Here is a 19874-nt window from a genome sequence, read left to right on the forward strand (position 1 = left end):
CTCTTTCTATTATGGGTGGTTTAGGACAGTGGAGACTTCTGCGCTATTAAACTAAAAACGCCTTATGCTATTTTCTCATAATATGTGTCAATCTACAAACACTTCACGCTTATCTTTTAAGCCAACTACTGTTAAGTGATCACTATACCACTGATAAAAAAATGGTAATTGTTGAAATAACGTGTAAATGGTAACATCTCTATTATCATCTATAATATCATAAGTCCATTGTACATGCCCATCATTTATGTGATGTGTCGTTAATCTAAGTGATACTTCACCAATTGTAATGACAGCACCAGATTTTTTACCTGTCATACGTTTTAAAATAAATTGTTGCTTAGCACCGAGTACAAACAAACTATCCAAAATATTTGTGGACAAATCCTTTCGCAGCATTTCCAAATCAACCTGTTTTTGTGCATCAATACCCGGTAAATCAATATCATATGCTATCTCAGTGAATTGTGAGGCAATCGCTGTTAAACGTTTTTGAAATATGTCTAAAGCATCCAAACCAGCAAGTTGCACGGCTTGTGTTTGAACTAGTTTTGCAAACTGTTTTGTATCTAAATAAAAACGTTTATGCGCTATATCCCAGTACAATACTCTTAGATTTTGTGCCGTTTCTACTAAATAATAACCACCCGCAGCAAGTGGGGCTTGCACAAAACGAAAGGTCGCATTCGGCCACTCTGAAAAATGTAATTCCGCAACTTTTTGCGCGTTAGGCAAAACAACTTTAGTTGGTGACAATGATGCTTGATCAGAAATTTTTGCAAACGCAATAGTTACCCAGTGTGTACTTGGAAACCAATAATCATTGTCAATCCGGACCATTTTAGACTGGTGACTATCGAAAGCTAGAATCTTTTGCAAAATAACAAGTAATTCTGGCATATTTTCAGTCATGCTTAACGCATCAATTAAAATTTGTAACTGATTAAACAAATCTAAATCTGCTTTTAATTGACTACTATATAATTGTGTCTCAAACTTATCCATTATTCACTATTTCTGATCTAATTTTGCCATATATGACATATATATATGCTGCAATTCTGTGATAAAAGTTGGCACATCAACAAAATGTGCTAAAATCGCCTGTAATTCTAATTGTCGCAGTGTATCCTCTTTTTCAAACCTTAACAAATACGCTTGTTGTTTGTTCAGCTTTTCTTCAACTTCTGGCACACGCTTTTGAGTTGCAACCAATAACTCTTGCTTTTTTTCTAATGCCTCTCGTGTCACTTTGTCACTACGTCCAAATAATCCTGATTTATTAGTGACCATTTCTGATAATTGATCTTCAATGACTTGCAACTCTAATGAACGTTTTGTGTTATCGGCTAAAAAGGACTCTAAACCGGCTATCACTTTTTTTACTTCTTGAATTTTAGTTGTATTAATTGTCTCTGTCACAGGTAACTCGGATGTTTCTAAGAGTTCAGAAATAATTGCGTCATTACCTGTCAGTGTCACAGTTAACACATTTAAAGTTCCTAACTGTCGATGATCCCACCAATCACCTAAGTAAACATCATAAAGAGTCGCATTATCGGCAACAGGTTCCAATGTCAAAAAATCAAAATTTGTGACAATGTAGTTAATTAATTCAGGTGCCAAAAATGCTGCAATATCTTTTTTTATATCCACGACTAAACAATCTAGCTGTGCCATAGATATTTCAGATGATATGTTTTTGAATCTATCATTAAATTTATGCAAATCTATTAGCTGATAAACTTCTGATATTTGATTATTTTTAATGGCAGACTGCAAATCTCTTAAATATGAAATTTTACGCTCTAATTGATTAACAAGTTCTGGTTGTAATATTGTTTGCGTGTCTTTAATTGTCATTTTATGCCTCCACTATGCACAAATCTTAATTTTAGCATACACCAACTAGATTCTTAAAAATAGACTGTTAACAGTTTTTTATCTAATTATTATAAAAAAAACGATGATCTCTCATCGTTTTGGTCGCAACTTAGCTGGTATATATCGTATTTTATTACCTAATAAATCATCACCAAATCCCATACGCAAATACAAAATTATCACGACAATGCCACCAATAGCAGCACTAATCAGAGCAGTGATGGTAACTGAAACTTTTGTGTCCATTGGGAACAAAAAGTTACTCATCAAAAATACAACCACGTAAGAAACAATTGCCATAGTTGCTGCGCCAATAAATAATTGCCACAGTTCTTGACCAACAGAGGATAATGATACGCCATAAGCCGCTTGAAGGTAATCCAGCATGTAAGCTATCGCAATTGCCATCCCAATCATACTTGCTATCAAAGCCCCCATACCTTCAAAATACCGAATACTAGGTACTTGAAGTGCAATTTTGACTAACAAGCCCAAAACGAAAGCCTTGATAACAATTGATACTTCCGATAATGCTTGAAGAACAAACGCCAATAACATAAACAAACTAAATACAATTGCTAATATCGTTGAAAACTGTAATAAGTAAATTCCCTCTTGGTTTGATACGTCAATTGGATAAAACATTTTGTAAAGTGGCGCCGCAATGGCAAACATTCCCAGTGCACTTGGAAACATAACCAATGCAAACAATTTAATCACTTGTTTTAGCTGATCTTGAATATTTTCCCGTGTTAAAGTCGCTTTACTCCCGGAAAGCATTGGCAGTGCCGTTGCTGCAATACTTGTTGAAAAAGGTACAATAATCATAATTAATTTATTAGGATTTGCACTAAATAAGGCAAACTGAGTCTGCAGCTGTATATTAGTATTCGCAAAAAAATGATTCATGATATTAAAATAAGTATATTGATCTACTAATTGGAATAATGTTATTGCTGATCCAATAATAATAAATGGCCATGATTCTTTTAAAATATTAAAAATTAAACTTAATGTTGGCTTTTTGACATGTTGTGCATTTGAATATAAAGGTTTAATCAAAATATAGCGATATTTGAACCATCCCCAGATAAGCACTAACATACTAAATATAGCGCCAATAAACGCCGCAAAAGTAGATTGTACAACAACACCGCTCCAATTACCAGGATTAACTCGCAAAATAATAACAGCTGTAACTAGCATGTAAATAACACGCGCAATTTGTTCTATAACCTGTGACAATGCCGAAATACTCATGAGCTGATAGCCTTGAAAGATACCACGAAGCATAGACATCAACGGGAAGATAGCAACAGCTGGTGCTAGTGAATGTAAAACTGGAATAAAATTGGCATTTCCCATAGAAAGTATGGGTGTCAAAAGATAGATCGCGGAACCAAATACAATTCCTAATATGACCCCTAATATCATAGATTGCCGCATAAGTTGACGAGATTGATATATATCATGCCTTGCATTAAATTCTGCCACTAATTTTGAAATTGCAGCTGGAACGCCAAACGTCGCGATCGCCAAAAAAATTGCATAAATGGTGTATCCTTGTGAGAATAAACCATTAGCACGGTTAGAATTAGAACCCAGTAATGCCATCCAAGGCACAATATAAATTGCTCCCAATATACGCGATACAATATTACCAACAGACAACCAAGCTGATCCTTTTACTAGCGTTGCTTGATTACTATCCTTTGCTTGTTGTTCCATATCAAGTGTAGGCATTTTTTCAGAAAAAGGGTCTACTTTTTGATTCTGAACAAGACTTGGCTTTTTCTTAATGATTTGCTGACGAGATTGATCGTTTTTAGCTTTAATTGCTGCAATTTCATCAGGCGTTAGCAGTCTTTTTTTTAGTGTTTTTTGGTCTGATGATTGTTGCTTTTTTTGAACCCGTTGCTGTGCACGTGCTAATATTTCATCCGCGCTTAATATTTGACCATCAACATTAATTTTATCAACGTGTTGACTTCGCATTTTCAGATCACCTGGACGCTGTTCATCCGCCATTTGTGTACTCCTCTTAAATTATGTACACTGGCTAAAAAAGCCAGCCTTTATCACTTTAATTATTCATAATAATTCACTTATCCAACCACAATATTGACAAATTTGCCAGGTATCGCGATAACTTTACGAATCGTTTTTTCTGCTATAAAATTTTGAACATTATCATCTAATTTTGCAGCAGCAATCATGCTATCTTTATCAAGATCGCGTGCCACTGTCGCCTTACCACGCACTTTACCATTCACTTGAAATATAATTTCGACAGTGTCATCCACCAATTGTGCTTGATCGTATTGCGGCCAAGTCACATAAGATATTGAGGCCTCATTTCCTAATCGCACCCACAATTCTTCGGCTAAGTGTGGCGCAATTGGTGCTAATAGCTGAACAAAACCTGTCATATAATTAATTGGCAACGCCTCGGATTTATAAGCTTCATTAATAAATACCATCATTTGAGAAATGGCTGTATTAAAATGCATATTCTCCAAATCTTCCGTTACTTTTTTAACAGTTTGATGATAGATTTTGTCTAAATCACCGGAATTATATGTCGATACAGCCTCACGAACTTGTCCCTCATCATCAATTAACAAACGCCAGACACGATCAAGCCAACGTCTTGATCCAGTAATACCTTCCTCTGACCAAGGCTTGTTTTGTGTCAATGGTCCCATGAACATTTCATAAACACGCAGTGTATCTGCACCAAATGCCATAACAATATCATCAGGATTCACAACGTTTCCTTTTGATTTTGACATTTTTTCATGATTTGAGCCCAAAATCATACCCTGATTGACCAATTTTTGGAATGGTTCTTTAGTTGGTACAACGCCCAAATCATATAAGAATTTATGCCAAAAACGCGCGTACAATAAGTGTAACACAGCATGTTCTGCACCGCCAACGTACAAGTCAACATTCATCCAGTATTTCAATTTATCTAAATCTGCTATTTTTTCTGCATTATGTGGATCAATATAACGCAAGAAATACCAAGAAGATCCTGCCCATTGTGGCATTGTATTTGTCTCACGACGTCCCTTCACACCGTCCTCACGCGTGACTTCCAACCAATCAGTTAAGTTAGCTAGTGGCGATTCGCCACTTCCAGAAGGTCTTAGCTCAGTCGCATGTGGTAATAGTAGTGGCAACTCTTTTTCAGGTACCAAAGTTGTTGTGCCATCTTCCCAATGGATCACCGGAATTGGTTCACCCCAATAGCGTTGTCGTGAAAATATCCAATCTCGTAATCGAAAATTAGTTTGTGCATGTCCTGATTCGTGTGTTTCAAGCCACGTTATGGCTGAAGTAATGGCCGTTGATTTATCTAAGCCATCCAAAAAATCAGAATTGATATGTAGCCCATCACCTGTATATGGTTCTTTTGTAACATCTCCGCCTGCTATGACTGGTTTAATTTTTAGGTCAAATTTTTGTGCAAATTCAAAGTCTCTGTCATCATGTGCAGGAACGGCCATAATTGCCCCTGTACCATATGAAGCCAAAACATAATCTGCAATCCAAATTGGTAACTTCTCGCCATTAATTGGATTGATACCATACGCGCCGGTGAAAACCCCTGTTTTATCTTTGTTTAAGTCTGTACGTTCAAGATCTGTCTTAGCAGAAATGATAGCACGGTAATCGCTAATTGCTTGTTTTTGCTTTTCTGTAGCAATTTCATCCACTAATTGATGTTCTGGTGCCAAAACCATGTATGAGGCGCCAAACAAGGTATCCGGACGTGTGGTATAAACTTCAATTTGTCTATTTGAATCTAAGACATTAAAAAATACCGCAGCACCCTTTGAACGACCGATCCAATGACGCTGTTGTTCCTTAATTGCTTCTGGCCAATCTAAATCATCTAAATCATCCACTAGACGATCCGCATAGGCCGTAATTTTAAGAACCCATTGACGTAAGGCCTTACGTTCAACTTTATTACCTGAACGTTCTGATTTACCATCAATAACTTCTTCATTTGCCAAGACAACACGATCGATTGGATCCCAATTGACCATCATATTTGACTCATATGCCAAACCTTTTTCGTACAATTTTTCAAAAATCCATTGCGTCCACTTATAATATGTTGGATCAGTGGTGTTTATTTCACGATTCCAATCATATGATAAACCGAGTGATTTAATTTGTTCACGAAAATGGTCAACATTTTGGCTTGTAAAGTCTGCTGGATTATGCCCAGTTTTCATCGCATATTGTTCAGCTGGTAAACCAAACGCATCCCACCCCATGGGATGCAAAACATTAAACCCATTCGCCCGTTTAAAACGACTCATTATATCTGTCGCAGTATAACCTTCTGGGTGTCCAACGTGAAGTCCTTGGCCTGATGGGTACGGAAACATATCCATGGCATAGTACTTTGGCTTGCTTGTATCATCAGTTGTTGCAAAAGTTTGGTTTTCATCCCAATACTTTTGCCATTTTTGTTCAATTTTTTGATGTTCGTATGGCATATTATCTTTAATGCAGTCGATGTCTACTCTGTCTGATATAGCACAACTGCATCTCCTCCTAGTTTATTTTGATTTGATAATTAAAAAACTCGCCCTGTGTCACACTAAAAAGTGTGACACAGGGCGAGTTTTCGCGGTACCACCTATGTTCACGTATCAATACGTCTCAAATGTCTTAACGCGACAACACGTTGAAAACTACTGTTAGTTCACTTTCAATTTTTCTGACCGAGTTCCACTTATTGATTGATAAACTTGCAACACCGTTTATTTTCTAATGCCTCGCAAAAGTGTACTATTGTCAAATATATTGTCCTAATTATATCACGTTTCAATGAAATCAGGTATACTATATACTATGATTATAAAATATAAAATTCGATTTTTCTCCGTTATTTTAGCCTTTAGCATGTTTATGAGCCTTTTAATAGGCGTTAAATTTCAGTCACAATGGCTTAACAATTTAAATTTGGTTGGACAACAGCTGATTCAACACCGTTCTGCTTTTGCAGATGTTTCTTTTACGTATATCACGCAACTTGGTAGTGTCACGTTTACGTTGATCCTAACAGTGATACTGTCGTTATTTTTTATTTATCAGAAGCAATATCGTTTATTAGCTTTTCTACTGGTAAACGTTATTCTCTTTGCTGGCGTTGTGACACAAATTATTAAGCATCTGGTTCGTAACCCACGACCAATACCACAATTACTTTCTGAGCACGGCTACAGCTTTCCATCTGGACATACAATGATAGCCATCTTATTATATGGTACCTTGATAATTATCATACAGACAAAAATGAAAAATTCTTTGTTAAAATATATCACAATTATGATGTTTTTGATTTTAATTATTGCTATCCCAACAAGTCGTATTTACGTTAATGTACACTACCCTAGTGATATTTTAGCTGGATTAACATTAGGCTATGGTTTACTCAGCATATCAAAACATCTATTTCAAATTGGAGACAAACACACATGATTCCGACAACACAAACATTGGTTCATCAATTAATCGAACAAACGGTTCATATCGGTGACACTGTTGTTGATGCAACCACCGCCAATGGTATTAATACACGTTTCTTGGCTACAAGAGTTGGTACAACAGGTCGTGTGCTCAGTTACACAACCACGAAAGATAACGCCAATGCAGCTGCCACGTCGCTGTTCATGAGTGGGCTTTCAGAACGTGTCACGTTACTTGGTAAAAGCATTAATTCGAGTTACGCCACAGAATTGGGCATCCAAAATCAAGCAAGAATTGCCATATTTGATTATTCAAGTGACGCACAAAATAACAACGATCTTTCAGAAGATTATATTGATCAGGTTAATCATGTTTTACCTCGTTTAACACATGGCGGTTTGCTAATTATCAAATTTAATAAAATACCAGTTGGTTGGCATACATACACACATAGTTTAATGCGCGACGATTTTAAACAAGCAACCTACATCACAGAGACTGTACAAGCGCACATCATTGAGCGTATATAGAGGATAACAGCATGAATAAAGAAAAACAATATATCATACTCGCAGCAATGGGCACGATATTACTCACATTAATTATTGGCATTTTGATAATGACAACACATCAGACAGTTGATAACGATGAAACCGCAACAGCAGCTTCGTCATCAACACAGACCAAAAAAGATCCTGAATTAGATAAAGTTGCCTTACCTCAGTTAGATAATAAAGTTACAGCCAACGAAAGTGAAGTGAAAATAACAACCACGGTTGGCGAAATAACATTGAAATTATTTAATCAGTATGCGCCTTTAGCGGTCGAAAATTTTCTAACACATACTAAAAATGGGTATTATAACAACACATCATTTCATCGTGTTATTGCAGACTTTATGATTCAAGGGGGTGATCCCAAAGAAAATGGTACAGGTGGTACTTCAATTTGGCACGATCGTAACAAAAGCATTGACAGTGGTCATGGATTCAAAAACGAAATCAGTCGATCTTTGTACAACATTCGTGGCGCTTTAACTATGGCAAATGCAGGCCCAGATACAAACGGATCACAATTTTTTATTAATCAAAATCCTAACGAACCAACGAAAGATTTCAACAAAAATAATTACCCTTCTAAAATAGTTGATGCTTATAAAAAAGGTGGTAATCCATCACTAGATGGCAGTTACACTGTATTTGGACAAGTTATTAAAGGTATGGATGTCGTTGATAAAATTGCAACTGCAAAGGTTAAATCAGGTGGTGAAGGTTCAACTCCTGTTAAACCAATTAAAATAACACAAATCACTATCTTAAAACAAGCAAATTAATCATAAAAAAGCCAAGAAATTATATAAAATTTCTTGGCTTTTTTAATAATAGGATTATTTTTTCGCCGTCCGCATAATAAGCACGTCGGTCGTTGCTGTATGTGTTACAAATGAAGGTATTGTTCCAGCCATCGCACGTTGTAACCGGCTCAATCCTGTTTCTCCAACCACGATTAAATCATTTTTATGATCTCTCGGAAAATCGCGTGCAATAACTTGCTTAGGTGCGCCAAAACGCACATGAACATCCGTATTAGCATGCCCTATTGATTTAGCATAGTCATATGCTTTATTAATGACCTTTTCAGCATCCTGCTCCATCTGATAAACAATATCAGCGTTCATAACAATTGTGCCAAAATACCCACCACTTGTATCTACCACAATCAAAATATCAATATGTGCCTCAGGCACAAACTCATGAACTTTTTTGATTAACAAGTTTGACATTTCTGACCCATCAACTGCTATTAAAATATTATTGTATGCCATAATCAGTTATTATGCTACGCATTTTTGCGTGACAATCTCCTCCGGATGATTTATTCTTACAAATTAATTATACCGCTTCTGGATTTATAATGTAAGCGCTTTTAGATCTACTTTCATTTATTTCTGTAAATCACTGCGTAACAAGTACTCGACACCAGTAGGTGTCCCAATAATTATTTCATCCGCTATATCTAAAAATAAGCCATGCTCTACAATACCAATTTTCCCATCCAAGTAACGTGCCAATTCATATGGTTGGTCAATTGTCTTTAAAGATAAATCCACAATATAGTGCCCCATGTCCGTAACAAGAAGTTTGCCATCTTTTTTTCGCCATGTCGGATATAACTGTTGTTTCGTTAATTCTGCCATCAATTTACCACTCCCAAATGGCACAACTTCTAGTGGTAACGGCATCAAACCTAACTTTAAATGCACCTTTTGGCTATCAACAATCCAAACAATACGTTTTGAGTTGGTTGCAACAATTTTTTCCATTAAAAATGCCGCCCCACCACCTTTAATGCCATTCATATCATAATCCACTTCATCAGCACCATCTATTGTTAAATCAATTGTTGCTACATCATCTATGTCTATTATTTTAATGCCAAGATTTTGTGCCATTGTTTTAGTTTTAAAAGAAGTTGTGACCCCTGTAATCGATAAATTTTCTTGTCGCATACGTTTGGCAAGCGCATTCAAAAAAATGGTAACAGTTGATCCTGTTCCTAGCCCAACTGTCATACCATTTTTTATAAGCAACGTTGCTGCAATAGCAGCATGTTGCTTTTCTAAACTAATATTATCCATACTGTTATCATAACAAAAAAAGAGCTAATTAGCTCAAATTTCAAAACTCTATAATATTTTGTTCAAAAAATCTTTAGCACGTTGGGTTTTAGGTGCACTAAAAAACATTTCTGGTTCTGATATTTCTTGAATACCACCATCGGCCATGAACCAAACTGTATCCGCAACTTCTCGTGCAAATCCCATTTCATGTGTCACAACTAACATAGTCATGCCGTCTTCTGCCAGTTGCTTCATAACATTTAGTACTTCGCCCACCATTTCTGGGTCTAATGCACTCGTTGGTTCATCAAACAATAATACATCAGGAGACATCGCAAGTGCTCTTGCAATCGCTACACGTTGTTGCTGTCCGCCAGACAAACTAACAGGATAAACACTTTGTTTATCCCCTAAGCCCACTTGATTTAATAATTTTTCTGCTAGTTGAGTTGCTTCTGCATCAGACAAGTTCTTAACTTTCATTGGTGCTAGTTTAATGTTTTCAATAACAGTCAAATTAGGAAATAAATTAAAACTTTGAAATACCATCCCAATTTTTTCGCGCAAAATATCCAGTTCTTTTTCAGCCAAATTGGTTAATTCATTGCCTTCAAATATCACCTCGCCAGCAGTGGGGGCCTCTAACAAATTAATTGCTCGTAAAAAAGTTGATTTACCAGCACCGGATGGACCTAATATTGCAATGACCTCCCCCTGCTCGACTTTTGCATTGACTTGGTCAAAAATAATTTTGTTCCCATATTGCTTCTTTAAATTAGTTATCGTTAATAGTTCAGACATTTTATCGCTCCCTTTTATACCTATATATCAGTATACATGATAATATATTATATGCACATATTATACATATAATTTTTGAATATTTGCATATAATTGCATATAAAATGCGTTATACTATCAGAAATGGAGGTGCATTATGGCAAAAATTGTTAATCGCGAAGAGCAATTGGTAAATTCATTCGATGATCTAATTTCGTTACCAATTGAAGATACTTCTGAAGATTCACGCGCAGCTGCATTAGGCCGCGAATCAACATCAGATACCGAAAAGAAATAAAATTAACACATGATGTTTGATGTCATGTGTTTTTTAATTTGAAAAATTATCACATAAAAAAAGCACGCCAAAGCGTACTCTTAAAAATAATTAATCTTCAATTTCTGTAACAGTTCCGGCACCAACAGTATGGCCACCTTCACGAACAGTAAACTTCAAACCTTGTTCAATAGCAACTGGTGAAATCAATTCGATTTCAAATGTCACTTGATCGCCAGGCATAACCATCTCTACACCTGATGGCAATTCAACAACACCTGTAACATCAGTTGTATGGAAATAGAATTGTGGACGGTAGTTTGTAAAGAATGGTGTATGACGTCCACCTTCTTCCTTAGAAAGAACATAGACTTCAGCCTTGAACTTCTTGTGAGTCTTAATTGAACCTGGTTGTGCCAAAACTTGACCACGTTCGATATCGCTACGATCAACACCACGCAACAATGCACCGATGTTATCTCCAGCTTGAGCTTCTTCCAAAGTTTTACGGAACATTTCAATACCTGTAACAGTAGTCTTTTGAATTTGTTCTTTCAAACCAACGATTTCAATTTCAGTTCCAGTAGTCAATACACCACGGTCAACACGACCAGAAGCAACTGTACCACGACCAGTAATTGTGAATACATCTTCAACAGGCATCAAGAAAGGCTTGTCAATTTCACGCTTTGGTTCTGGAATATATGAATCAACAGTATCCATTAATTCTTCGATAACCTTAACTTGTTCAGGGTCACCCTCAAGAGCTTTCAAAGCTGAACCCTTAAGTACAGGAATATCATCACCAGGGAAGTCATATTCTGACAATAATTCACGAACTTCCATTTCAACTAATTCGATTAATTCTTCGTCGTCGACCAAATCTGTCTTGTTTAAGAACACAACCAAGTAGTCAACACCAACTTGACGTGCCAACAAAATATGTTCACGTGTTTGTGGCATAGGACCATCAGTTGCAGCAACAACCAAGATAGCACCATCCATTTGAGCAGCACCAGTAATCATGTTTTTAACATAATCGGCGTGACCAGGGGCGTCGATATGAGCATAATGACGTGCTTCTGTTTCATATTCGATATGCGAAGTGTTGATCGTGATTCCACGTTCCTTTTCTTCAGGAGCATTATCGATTTCAGCAAAGTCAGTAGCTACGATACCTTGCTTTTCAGCCAATACCTTTGAGATTGCGGCTGTTAAAGTCGTCTTTCCATGATCGACGTGTCCAATAGTACCAATGTTAACGTGGGGCTTAGTGCGAACGTAAGTTTCCTTAGCCAATGTAGTTTCCTCCAAAATTCATTTTCCAGTAATCTGGAAAATGTTTATAAATATATTTTACAACGCAAGCCATCAAAAGACAACAGTTAATTGCGTTTTTCCGGCTATTGAAGCCAAAAATTATTATACCGAGTTATTAAGAAAATGTAAACAGTTTTGTCAATTAATTTTCAAAAAAATTTTCAGTAAGGCTTCTAACTTTTTCATGCCATTTTTTTTGCAGAGCAGTTTCAGTTATATTTTTATGTTCATAGTACCGATCAATACTTGCTTCCACCCAACCTTCTGGATCTGTCACAACCTCCTCAACACGTGGATAGAGTAAGGTTAATTCAAACCGCACTTGCTGCGCCAACATATCCATAGCAATTGGATCTTCATTGCCTAATTTTTCATCAAGAAAGTCAGCAATATCTTCAAAAATTTTAGAATTTGTCAGCAATGGCAATTCACTTAATTTAATCGTGTATAATTCATCATCCAGCCAACGATACTGTATACTTTCAGAGACGCGTAATTTTTGCAAATCTTCAAGCAATGTTGCTCGAATAATTGGTGTCGCATAGGGATCTACGAGCAGATATTTTGCACCAATAACAAATTGTGACACCGGCAGGTGTCTTGCCGACTCATATCTATCACGTTGTTCAATAATACTATAATCACTAAGATGATAAAACTGTCGCGAAATTGTTTGGAATGTTGTAGACATTGTTTCCACTGCTTTTGCTTCAGCATCACGTATTTCTTGTGATACTTTTTTCTGTGTATCTATGTTATCCCACAACATTGCCAATTGTTGTGCGTAAACAAAACTTTGGTTTTGAATGGCCAGTGCAACGACCATGCGAAAATCGCTTTCTTCTTCAAGGTAGTTCAATAAAAAATCATCTGCATAGGAAGAGGCTAATTGGTATTGTTCATCCATAAATAATGATGTTACTAAGCGATAATTCACCTCAAATGTTGACAATGAATCATACAGTTCTGTCAAAGTCTCTGCAGCATCATGCCAATTTTCTTGTTTCATTTCAGTGTGTGCACGATCAATCATGCTTCTTAACTTTGGTGATAGTTGATTTTCTTGTGTCATAAAACAAGTGTGGCTTTGTGTTTATGGTAATCAAAGACACATTCCCTTTCCAGATTTATATTCAAATAATCCTAAATTTTTAATGATATGATTTTAAGTTTCATTACTTGACAGTCTTTGCTATGGGTTTAATGTTTTGCTTTTTAGACTGTTTGTTTGCTATTTTTGATGTTTGCCGATTACGTTGTTGCCCGGCTATTTGAACAGATTTATGAGCTGCTGGTCGGCGATTTTGGTTGACTTCCATTACAACAGGCATAACCATCGGACGGCGACGTGTTTGTTCAAATAAGTAACGTGATACAACTTCTCGTACCCCATTCTTAAGTTCATTCCAATCAAAGCTTTTAGTCGTGGTGAGATAATTTTCTATTTGCTTAACTGTTAAATCGGAAGCTTCTTTCATCAAATCACGATTTGCCTTAACATAAACAAAACCACGTGATGTCAATTTAGGCTTAGAAACAACTTGTCTTTTCTTTCGATCAATTGTTACAACAGATACAAAAATACCGTCTTCTGATAAAATGCGACGATCACGTAAAACAACATTACCAATATCACCAATGCCTGCGCCATCAATCAAAGTTTCCCCAACTGTAAAGGAATCTTGCAATTCAAAATGATCCTTTAACCATTTAAATTGATCACCTTTCATAGCCATCATAATATGATCTTCAGAAATATTAACTTCCTCAGCTGCAGCTTTTGCAGTTGTCATGACACGATACTCTCCCTGAACTGGCATGAAATATTCAGGTTTTAACACATTAATCATAATTTGTAAATCATTTCGTGATGCGTGACCACTTGAACGCAAATCACTACTAATTTGTTTAACATCTGCACCTTGCTTAAAAAGCATGTCTCGCGTTTTTGCTACAACACTTTCCATAGCTGTTGATGGCGTTGTTGTAATAAATACCAGATCATCTTCACCAATACGAACATATGGATCTTCTCCATTTGCCATACGATTTAAATGCTTAATAGGTTCTCCCATACGCCCTGTTTCAAGAATAACAGTTTCTGAAGCAAGTAAGTTTTTAGCGTTTTTAAGATTGACAAACAATTTATTTTCAGGCACTGGTAAATTCAATTTACGTAAGCGTATTGCAGTACGAACAACATTTTCAATATCATTGCCAGACAAAACCAACTGTCGTTTTGTTGCCACAGTTGCATCTATAACCTGTTGAATGCGTTGAATATTTGATGCAACAGCTGCTACAATAATACGCTTTTTATTATTTTCCCTAAATGTTTCAAGAATGTATTCGCTAATTTTTGATTCATTGACAGAATTTAGTTCACTACCTGTCCCAGCTGCATCTGCTAGTAAAGCTAATACTTTTCCTTGTCCTATTTCGACTAAGCGTGCGATATCTGTGCTGTAATACGAATTTGCTGTTTGATCAAATTTAAAATCACCAGTATACACAACTTGCCCGTAAGGCGTAGCCAGAACAATTCCTAATGATTCTGGTATGGAATGTGTTGTATTAAAAAACGATACCGTAACTTGTCCAAAATCAATTTCTGTTTTCTCATTAACAACATGATAATCATCGTAATCTTTAAGTGCTTGCTGATCTTTGATAGCTAATTTTGCTAATTCAATGGTCAATTCTGAACCAAATATAGGCGCTTGTACCTGTTGCAAAAAGTACGGTAACGCACCAATTGCATCAGCATGCCCGTGTGTTAGAAAAACACCCGCAATTTTATCACTGTTTTTAATAAAGTATTCAAAATCAGGGACTACTACATCAACACCTAATTGGTCTGTCTCTGGATATTTTAGCCCTGCATCAAAAATAAAAATTTGATCATTTACAGTAATTGCATACATGTTTTTACCATTTTCGCGCACACCGCCAAATGGAATAATACTTAAGTCGGTCATAATTCTTTCCTCTATAAATAGACTTATTTATAAGTCATTATTTTTCGTAAATATAACAAGTGGACACTGCTGGTTTCTAAAACGCTGAGGTTATCCTATTTTTTGTCTCGATACGTAATTATATCTATTTTAACATACTTTACATCTTTTCTGGTATCATATTGTTAGGAAAGGAATATGTGGACGCTACTTATCTACATGTCAATTTATTATGCAACGTAAACCATTTAAAAAGTCACACAAACTACGCAATACACTCATTGCGTTTTTAGCCTTTATTATTAGCGTGCTTGTTATTTTTGTTGTTTTAGGTCGCAACAACCAAACAACTGCCAAAAATAATGTTTCTGAATCCACGGCAATAAAAAAACACAAAAGCAGCAAAAAGGCGTCTTCAACAATCGCTGAATCCAGTACATCTGAATTACCAGCAAGTGAATCAACCTCAGTTGCTCAAGCACCTGTAGCAGCTAGTTCAGCTGTTTCTTCTGCCATCAGTATTGCCACAAATGATGCAACACAAACACCAATCACAGACAACACAACAGCAGAAAGTTCGGTTGCCCCCTCTACCGCTTCAAGTGTCGTTCAGCAACCAAATGTCGCAGCGCCTGTGTCATTTGGCAAATGGTCATCAGCAACCTATAATTCAGTTAGTATAGGATCTGCAACTTACGATCAAATACGTGCCACCTACGGCGCACCAACCTACATTGTAGCCAGTGATCAATTATACGCCACATGGCAAAGCACAAGTGGCATCAAAGTCTCCATCGTGTTCACCCCCACAGGAGACGCAGATAACCTCAAACTCATTGCAAGTAGTAAAATGCAAACTGGCCTTCAATAGTACTAACAAATAATTGTACATCTTTAGCACTTTTTAACCTATTCATCATAAAAAGCTCCGAAAATCTGTCTGAGATTTTCGGAGCTTTTTATGATGAATAGGTATTAACGATCAACCTTAACAGTTGTTTCCAATGTTGCGGCTACACGTTCTTGTACCAAAACATTATCAGCTGCTAATGCAGATTTTGCTTGGTCTGCTAACTTTGAAAATGTATCAAAATCAGTCACAGCAATATCAGCTAACATTTTACGATTCAATTCAACACCTGCAAGTGTCAAACCATGCATTAACTTAGAATATGACAAACCGTTCATACGGGCTGCTGCATTGATACGAGCAATCCATAACTTACGGAAGTTACGTTTTGTATTCTTACGATCACGGTATGCATACAAATATGACTTCCATACTTGTTGCTTAGCAACCTTGAAATTAATACGACGTTGACCACGGTAACCCTTGGCTAACTTAACAATCTTCTTACGACGTGCGCGTGAAACTGTACCACCCTTAACTCGCATGGGTAATTCCTCCTAGAATTCTAAAAAATAAATTACTGGATTTTAAATCCAAAATATAGATAGATGAACTATCGCAACGCGAATTAGATGTTTGACAGCATCTTAGCGTATGTTTTAACAGTCGTTGAATCCATCATGCGTGTACCACGCAATTGACGACGTTGCTTCTTTGTCTTACCATGGAAACGGTGTGAAGTATAAGCTGAGGCTGACTTCAAACCACCGTTGGCTGTCTTCTTAAAGCGCTTTGCTGATGCGCGGTGTGTCTTCATCTTTGGCATGTGACTAATTCTCCTACTGTGTGATTTTTTTGTTTAAGTATGCAATTAAGCAACTAAACCCTTCATTACTTGGCATCTCTAGGTGCCAAGACCAAAAACATCTGTCGGCCGTCCATCTTGGCACGTTGCTCAACCTTAGCAATGTCGTTAAGCTCTGCGGCCATACGATCTAATACTTGGCGTCCGATATCTTGGTGCGTAATCATACGACCACGAAAGCGTAAGTTCAACTTAACCTTATTTCCTTGTCCAAGAAATTTGATAGCAGCTTTTTTACGCGTTTCGAAATCGCCCGAATCAATGACCGGCGACATACGAACTTCTTTAACTTGAACGATTTTTTGGTTTTTGCGCTGTTCTTTTTGCTTCTTTTGTGCTTCGAACTTAGCTTTTCCCCAATCCATGATTTTGGCAACTGGTGGTTCAGCGTTAGCTTGTACCAATACCAAATCTTGGTTTGAATCGTTTGCAATTTGTTGTGCATCTCGCGTAGACATTTCTGTTTGCTTACCCTCATGGATAAGTAATACGCGAGATGCCCGAATATTATCGTTGATTAAATCAACTTGTCTTGGTTGACGTGCTATTGTCAGACACCTCCAAATTTATTTTGTGAATCAAGAAGAAAAGTGGATAAAGAACCTAATCTTTACCCACTTCAACACTTGCGATCCATTCGGATAACTGTATCTGCCAAGCAACTTAATCACTTGGCGAGAAGCGGGTGCTCCTACTTGTTCAACATATATTATTCTACCACATTACTTTTCTACTGACAAGTTTATGTTTAACAACCGCACGCCATAGTGAAAAATGACAAGTATTGCAAATTGTGCACCGGCAAAAAGAATCACAAATGTTACCATGTGATAGCCCACAGACGATACAATGTTTTGAATAACATCACTAAAGTTAGTGAACATATCCCATGAATTTAATCGTAAATAGCGGCCAAGATAAATACCAATCGCTGATAATAACGACACAAGTGCTGTAACAATGAAATAAATAATGTGAACGTGATTTTTAAATAGAGCTTGTGCTATAATTTCTAAACTCAAAATTCCTAAACCAACGCCTATAAAAATCCCTGTTGCTAATATGGCATAGTTAAAGTATTGCGTCGCTTGATCCAAATCTGTGCCAATGGCATTTAAATGTATAAAATCTGTCATCATATACATGGCATTTGGAAAAAAAAGTAACCACAATACAAGAAAAATAGATTTAACACTTTTAAAATGTGTCGTTGCTACAACTAATGCAAAATCAAAAGGCAATAATGACAGAAAAACATTCCAATTTAAAAATGTAAAATGCGTTGGTGCCACATAAACAAACAAAAAAAACAAAAAAACCATCACATGAATAATTATTATATTTAGAACTTTGTCGCGCATATACTATTCCCCTTTGCAATATTTCTAGTGTAGCATACCAAATAAAAACCGTTCAACGTTTTCAATTGAACAGTTTTTATTTTTACTTGATGGCTTTTTTTGGTTGCCACCATGAAATCAGACCAAATACAACTAACCAAATCGTTGAACCAATAGCTGGTATACGTGAATCCGGGTTAAAAAATAGCGTAATAAAAACAAAAGCAAAGAATATAATTGCAAGTGGCACTAATGTTTTAGGTGCAATAACCAAAAAACCATCCTGCATGTAATCATTTGATTTACGATAATTCATATATGCGATTAACGTTAAGACATAAATCATCAAAAACAAATCAGTTGAAGCACTTGTGACAAAACTAAACGCATTTGTTATCTCAGGTATAACAGAGATTACTGCCGAAAAGGCTACCATTAAAGATGTGAACAAAACTGCGTTGATTGGTAATTGTGTTTTAGACATTTTTCTAAATGGCTGTAAAAAACGTGCTTTTGATTGGAATGATAAAGCATAAAAATTACGGCTTGCACTAAATAATACGGAATTCAACGCCGATGCAGCACTTGTAAGAACAACAAAGTTAACCAATGCTGCCGCCCATTTAATCCCAACTAACTCAAAAACCATCACAAAGGGGCTTTGATCAGCAGGGATTTTTTGCCAAGGATATATCGTCATAATAATAAACAATGCCCCTAAATAGAAAAATAATATCCGCCAAGGTATTTGATTAATCGCCTTGGGTAAAACTTCACGTGGATTATCTGTTTCTGCTACGGTCATTCCTATAAATTCCATCCCAACAAAGGCAAACATCACCATTTGGAAAGCATTAATAAAATTTCCAAAGCCATTTGGGAAAAATGAAAAGTGGTGAAAAACATTGCTAAATGACACATCCCCTACAGGTGTTTTGAACCCTGTTAACGCTAAAATAATACCTGTAGCAATTAAAGCTAAAATAGCAATAATTTTAATCATTGAAAACCAGAATTCCGTTTCGCCATATAATGCTACAGCGACTAAATTGACGCATGTTAGTATAATCAGCATACCAATTTGAATCAACCAACTTGGTAGTCCTGGGAACCAATATTGAACATATTTGGCCACTGCGGTTAATTCAGCCATGCCCATAAATACAACCGTCAACCAATAAGACCATCGTGCAAAAAAACCTGCGCGATTGCCAACATATCTAGTAATGAACGTAATAAATGTATGCTGCTTTGGATCAGCATACAATAATTCACCAATAGCTCGCATCATAACGAACATGAATAATCCAACAATTAAGTATACCAATAAAATAATAGGCCCAGCATAATGAATTGAATTACCAGCACCCATAAATAGGCCTGTTCCGATCGTACCACCAATTGCAATTAATTGCACATGACGATTTTGTAATCCGCGTTTTGGCGGTTTATTACCATCTTCCGTTGTTTCTGCCATGAAAATATTTA

The 19874-nt window shown here is 36.4% G+C and carries 20 protein-coding genes and 1 other annotated feature; of the genes, 5 read left to right on the forward strand and 15 right to left on the reverse strand.

The window, feature by feature from the left end; genetic code table 11:
- Window positions 1-87: 87 nt before the first annotated feature.
- The 4 genes from LEGAS_RS06075 to leuS all read right to left on the reverse strand — a co-directional run bounded on the left by LEGAS_RS06075 (window position 88) and on the right by leuS (window position 6401).
- Window positions 88-1005 (reverse strand): hypothetical protein, encoded by a 918-nt coding sequence (locus LEGAS_RS06075; protein ID WP_013231715.1) that lies wholly within the window; start codon window positions 1003-1005, stop codon window positions 88-90.
- Between the two features lie 6 nt (window positions 1006-1011).
- Complete coding sequence (locus LEGAS_RS06080) at window positions 1012-1863, reverse strand: hypothetical protein (RefSeq protein WP_013231716.1); 852 nt, start codon at window positions 1861-1863, stop codon at window positions 1012-1014.
- Between the two features lie 111 nt (window positions 1864-1974).
- Entirely contained in the window at window positions 1975-3912 is a 1938-nt protein-coding gene (locus LEGAS_RS06085; RefSeq protein ID WP_013231717.1) for a putative polysaccharide biosynthesis protein, read from the reverse strand.
- 77 nt (window positions 3913-3989) lie between these two features.
- Window positions 3990-6401, reverse strand: coding sequence for a leucine--tRNA ligase (gene leuS, locus LEGAS_RS06090; protein WP_013231718.1), 2412 nt, complete (start codon window positions 6399-6401; stop codon window positions 3990-3992).
- Window positions 6402-6517: 116 nt separating this feature from the next.
- Window positions 6518-6713: a binding site (T-box leader), on the reverse strand.
- A 46-nt stretch (window positions 6714-6759) separates the two neighbouring features.
- Here leuS and LEGAS_RS06095 point away from each other — a divergent pair.
- The 3 genes from LEGAS_RS06095 to LEGAS_RS06105 are packed head-to-tail and all read left to right on the forward strand — an operon-like array spanning window position 6760 to window position 8710.
- Window positions 6760-7389 (forward strand): phosphatase PAP2 family protein, encoded by a 630-nt coding sequence (locus LEGAS_RS06095; RefSeq protein ID WP_013231719.1) that lies wholly within the window; start codon window positions 6760-6762, stop codon window positions 7387-7389.
- Window positions 7386-7907 carry an SAM-dependent methyltransferase gene (locus LEGAS_RS06100; protein ID WP_010383273.1) on the forward strand — a complete coding sequence of 174 codons (522 nt, stop codon included), beginning with the start codon at window positions 7386-7388 and terminating at the stop codon, window positions 7905-7907. The genes LEGAS_RS06095 and LEGAS_RS06100 overlap by 4 nt, the downstream gene beginning before the upstream one ends.
- An 11-nt stretch (window positions 7908-7918) precedes the next feature.
- Complete coding sequence (locus LEGAS_RS06105) at window positions 7919-8710, forward strand: peptidylprolyl isomerase (RefSeq protein ID WP_010383275.1); 792 nt, start codon at window positions 7919-7921, stop codon at window positions 8708-8710.
- A 54-nt stretch (window positions 8711-8764) separates the two neighbouring features.
- Here LEGAS_RS06105 and LEGAS_RS06110 read toward each other — a convergent pair whose 3' ends face one another.
- The 3 genes from LEGAS_RS06110 to LEGAS_RS06120 all read right to left on the reverse strand — a co-directional run bounded on the left by LEGAS_RS06110 (window position 8765) and on the right by LEGAS_RS06120 (window position 10798).
- Window positions 8765-9202, reverse strand: coding sequence for a universal stress protein (locus LEGAS_RS06110; protein WP_010383674.1), 438 nt, complete (start codon window positions 9200-9202; stop codon window positions 8765-8767).
- Window positions 9203-9319: 117 nt separating this feature from the next.
- Window positions 9320-10015, reverse strand: coding sequence for a ribose-5-phosphate isomerase RpiA (rpiA, locus tag LEGAS_RS06115; RefSeq protein ID WP_013231720.1), 696 nt, complete (start codon window positions 10013-10015; stop codon window positions 9320-9322).
- Between the two features lie 48 nt (window positions 10016-10063).
- Window positions 10064-10798, reverse strand: a complete 735-nt coding sequence (locus LEGAS_RS06120) for an amino acid ABC transporter ATP-binding protein (RefSeq protein WP_010383676.1) — start codon at window positions 10796-10798, stop codon at window positions 10064-10066.
- Between the two features lie 136 nt (window positions 10799-10934).
- Here LEGAS_RS06120 and LEGAS_RS10070 point away from each other — a divergent pair, with 136 nt between their 5' ends.
- Window positions 10935-11075 (forward strand): hypothetical protein, encoded by a 141-nt coding sequence (locus LEGAS_RS10070; RefSeq protein ID WP_010383677.1) that lies wholly within the window; start codon window positions 10935-10937, stop codon window positions 11073-11075.
- 90 nt (window positions 11076-11165) lie between these two features.
- Here the strand turns inward: LEGAS_RS10070 and tuf are convergent, their stop codons facing one another.
- From tuf to LEGAS_RS06135, 3 genes are all read right to left on the reverse strand, one after another.
- A complete protein-coding gene (gene tuf / locus LEGAS_RS06125) occupies window positions 11166-12353 on the reverse strand; it encodes an elongation factor Tu (RefSeq protein WP_010383678.1) in 1188 nt (395 codons plus the stop codon).
- A gap of 163 nt (window positions 12354-12516) precedes the next feature.
- The gene (locus LEGAS_RS06130; RefSeq protein WP_013231721.1) at window positions 12517-13446 is read right to left on the reverse strand and encodes a hypothetical protein; all 930 of its coding nucleotides are present in this window, start codon (window positions 13444-13446) and stop codon (window positions 12517-12519) included.
- A 103-nt stretch (window positions 13447-13549) separates the two neighbouring features.
- A complete protein-coding gene (locus LEGAS_RS06135) occupies window positions 13550-15352 on the reverse strand; it encodes a ribonuclease J (protein ID WP_010383679.1) in 1803 nt (600 codons plus the stop codon).
- Between the two features lie 211 nt (window positions 15353-15563).
- On the opposite strand from LEGAS_RS06135, the gene LEGAS_RS06140 reads away from it, so the two are divergent.
- Window positions 15564-16202 carry a hypothetical protein gene (locus LEGAS_RS06140; RefSeq protein ID WP_013231722.1) on the forward strand — a complete coding sequence of 213 codons (639 nt, stop codon included), beginning with the start codon at window positions 15564-15566 and terminating at the stop codon, window positions 16200-16202.
- Window positions 16203-16306: 104 nt separating this feature from the next.
- Here LEGAS_RS06140 and rplT read toward each other — a convergent pair whose 3' ends face one another.
- The 5 genes from rplT to LEGAS_RS06165 form a co-directional block, all read right to left on the reverse strand.
- A complete protein-coding gene (rplT, locus tag LEGAS_RS06145; protein WP_010385428.1) occupies window positions 16307-16726 on the reverse strand; it encodes a 50S ribosomal protein L20 in 420 nt (139 codons plus the stop codon).
- Between the two features lie 83 nt (window positions 16727-16809).
- On the reverse strand, window positions 16810-17007 hold the full coding sequence (gene rpmI, locus LEGAS_RS06150; RefSeq protein WP_004900365.1) for a 50S ribosomal protein L35: 198 nt from the start codon (window positions 17005-17007) through the stop codon (window positions 16810-16812).
- Between the two features lie 65 nt (window positions 17008-17072).
- Window positions 17073-17612, reverse strand: coding sequence for a translation initiation factor IF-3 (gene infC / locus LEGAS_RS06155; protein ID WP_049777074.1), 540 nt, complete (start codon window positions 17610-17612; stop codon window positions 17073-17075).
- A gap of 156 nt (window positions 17613-17768) precedes the next feature.
- Complete coding sequence (locus LEGAS_RS06160) at window positions 17769-18407, reverse strand: DUF1361 domain-containing protein (protein ID WP_013231723.1); 639 nt, start codon at window positions 18405-18407, stop codon at window positions 17769-17771.
- An 82-nt stretch (window positions 18408-18489) separates the two neighbouring features.
- A complete protein-coding gene (locus tag LEGAS_RS06165) occupies window positions 18490-19863 on the reverse strand; it encodes an amino acid permease (protein WP_013231724.1) in 1374 nt (457 codons plus the stop codon).
- Between the last annotated feature and the right edge of the window lie 11 nt (window positions 19864-19874).

The sequence above is a fragment of the Leuconostoc gasicomitatum LMG 18811 genome (assembly GCF_000196855.1).
Classification (GTDB): Bacteria; Bacillota; Bacilli; order Lactobacillales; family Lactobacillaceae; genus Leuconostoc; species Leuconostoc gasicomitatum.

Coding starts and splice junctions, on each gene's coding strand:
- LEGAS_RS06075 (WP_013231715.1), bottom strand. CDS start 1,005: ATGGATAAGTTTGAGACACAATTATATAGTAGTCAATTAAAAGCAGAT.
- LEGAS_RS06080 (WP_013231716.1), bottom strand. CDS start 1,863: ATGACAATTAAAGACACGCAAACAATATTACAACCAGAACTTGTTAAT.
- LEGAS_RS06085 (WP_013231717.1), bottom strand. CDS start 3,912: ATGGCGGATGAACAGCGTCCAGGTGATCTGAAAATGCGAAGTCAACAC.
- leuS (WP_013231718.1), bottom strand. CDS start 6,401: ATGCCATACGAACATCAAAAAATTGAACAAAAATGGCAAAAGTATTGG.
- LEGAS_RS06095 (WP_013231719.1), top strand. CDS start 6,760: ATGATTATAAAATATAAAATTCGATTTTTCTCCGTTATTTTAGCCTTT.
- LEGAS_RS06100 (WP_010383273.1), top strand. CDS start 7,386: ATGATTCCGACAACACAAACATTGGTTCATCAATTAATCGAACAAACG.
- LEGAS_RS06105 (WP_010383275.1), top strand. CDS start 7,919: ATGAATAAAGAAAAACAATATATCATACTCGCAGCAATGGGCACGATA.
- LEGAS_RS06110 (WP_010383674.1), bottom strand. CDS start 9,202: ATGGCATACAATAATATTTTAATAGCAGTTGATGGGTCAGAAATGTCA.
- rpiA (WP_013231720.1), bottom strand. CDS start 10,015: ATGGATAATATTAGTTTAGAAAAGCAACATGCTGCTATTGCAGCAACG.
- LEGAS_RS06120 (WP_010383676.1), bottom strand. CDS start 10,798: ATGTCTGAACTATTAACGATAACTAATTTAAAGAAGCAATATGGGAAC.
- LEGAS_RS10070 (WP_010383677.1), top strand. CDS start 10,935: ATGGCAAAAATTGTTAATCGCGAAGAGCAATTGGTAAATTCATTCGAT.
- LEGAS_RS06130 (WP_013231721.1), bottom strand. CDS start 13,446: ATGACACAAGAAAATCAACTATCACCAAAGTTAAGAAGCATGATTGAT.
- LEGAS_RS06135 (WP_010383679.1), bottom strand. CDS start 15,352: ATGACCGACTTAAGTATTATTCCATTTGGCGGTGTGCGCGAAAATGGT.
- LEGAS_RS06140 (WP_013231722.1), top strand. CDS start 15,564: ATGCAACGTAAACCATTTAAAAAGTCACACAAACTACGCAATACACTC.
- rplT (WP_010385428.1), bottom strand. CDS start 16,726: ATGCGAGTTAAGGGTGGTACAGTTTCACGCGCACGTCGTAAGAAGATT.
- rpmI (WP_004900365.1), bottom strand. CDS start 17,007: ATGCCAAAGATGAAGACACACCGCGCATCAGCAAAGCGCTTTAAGAAG.
- LEGAS_RS06160 (WP_013231723.1), bottom strand. CDS start 18,407: ATGCGCGACAAAGTTCTAAATATAATAATTATTCATGTGATGGTTTTT.
- LEGAS_RS06165 (WP_013231724.1), bottom strand. CDS start 19,863: ATGGCAGAAACAACGGAAGATGGTAATAAACCGCCAAAACGCGGATTA.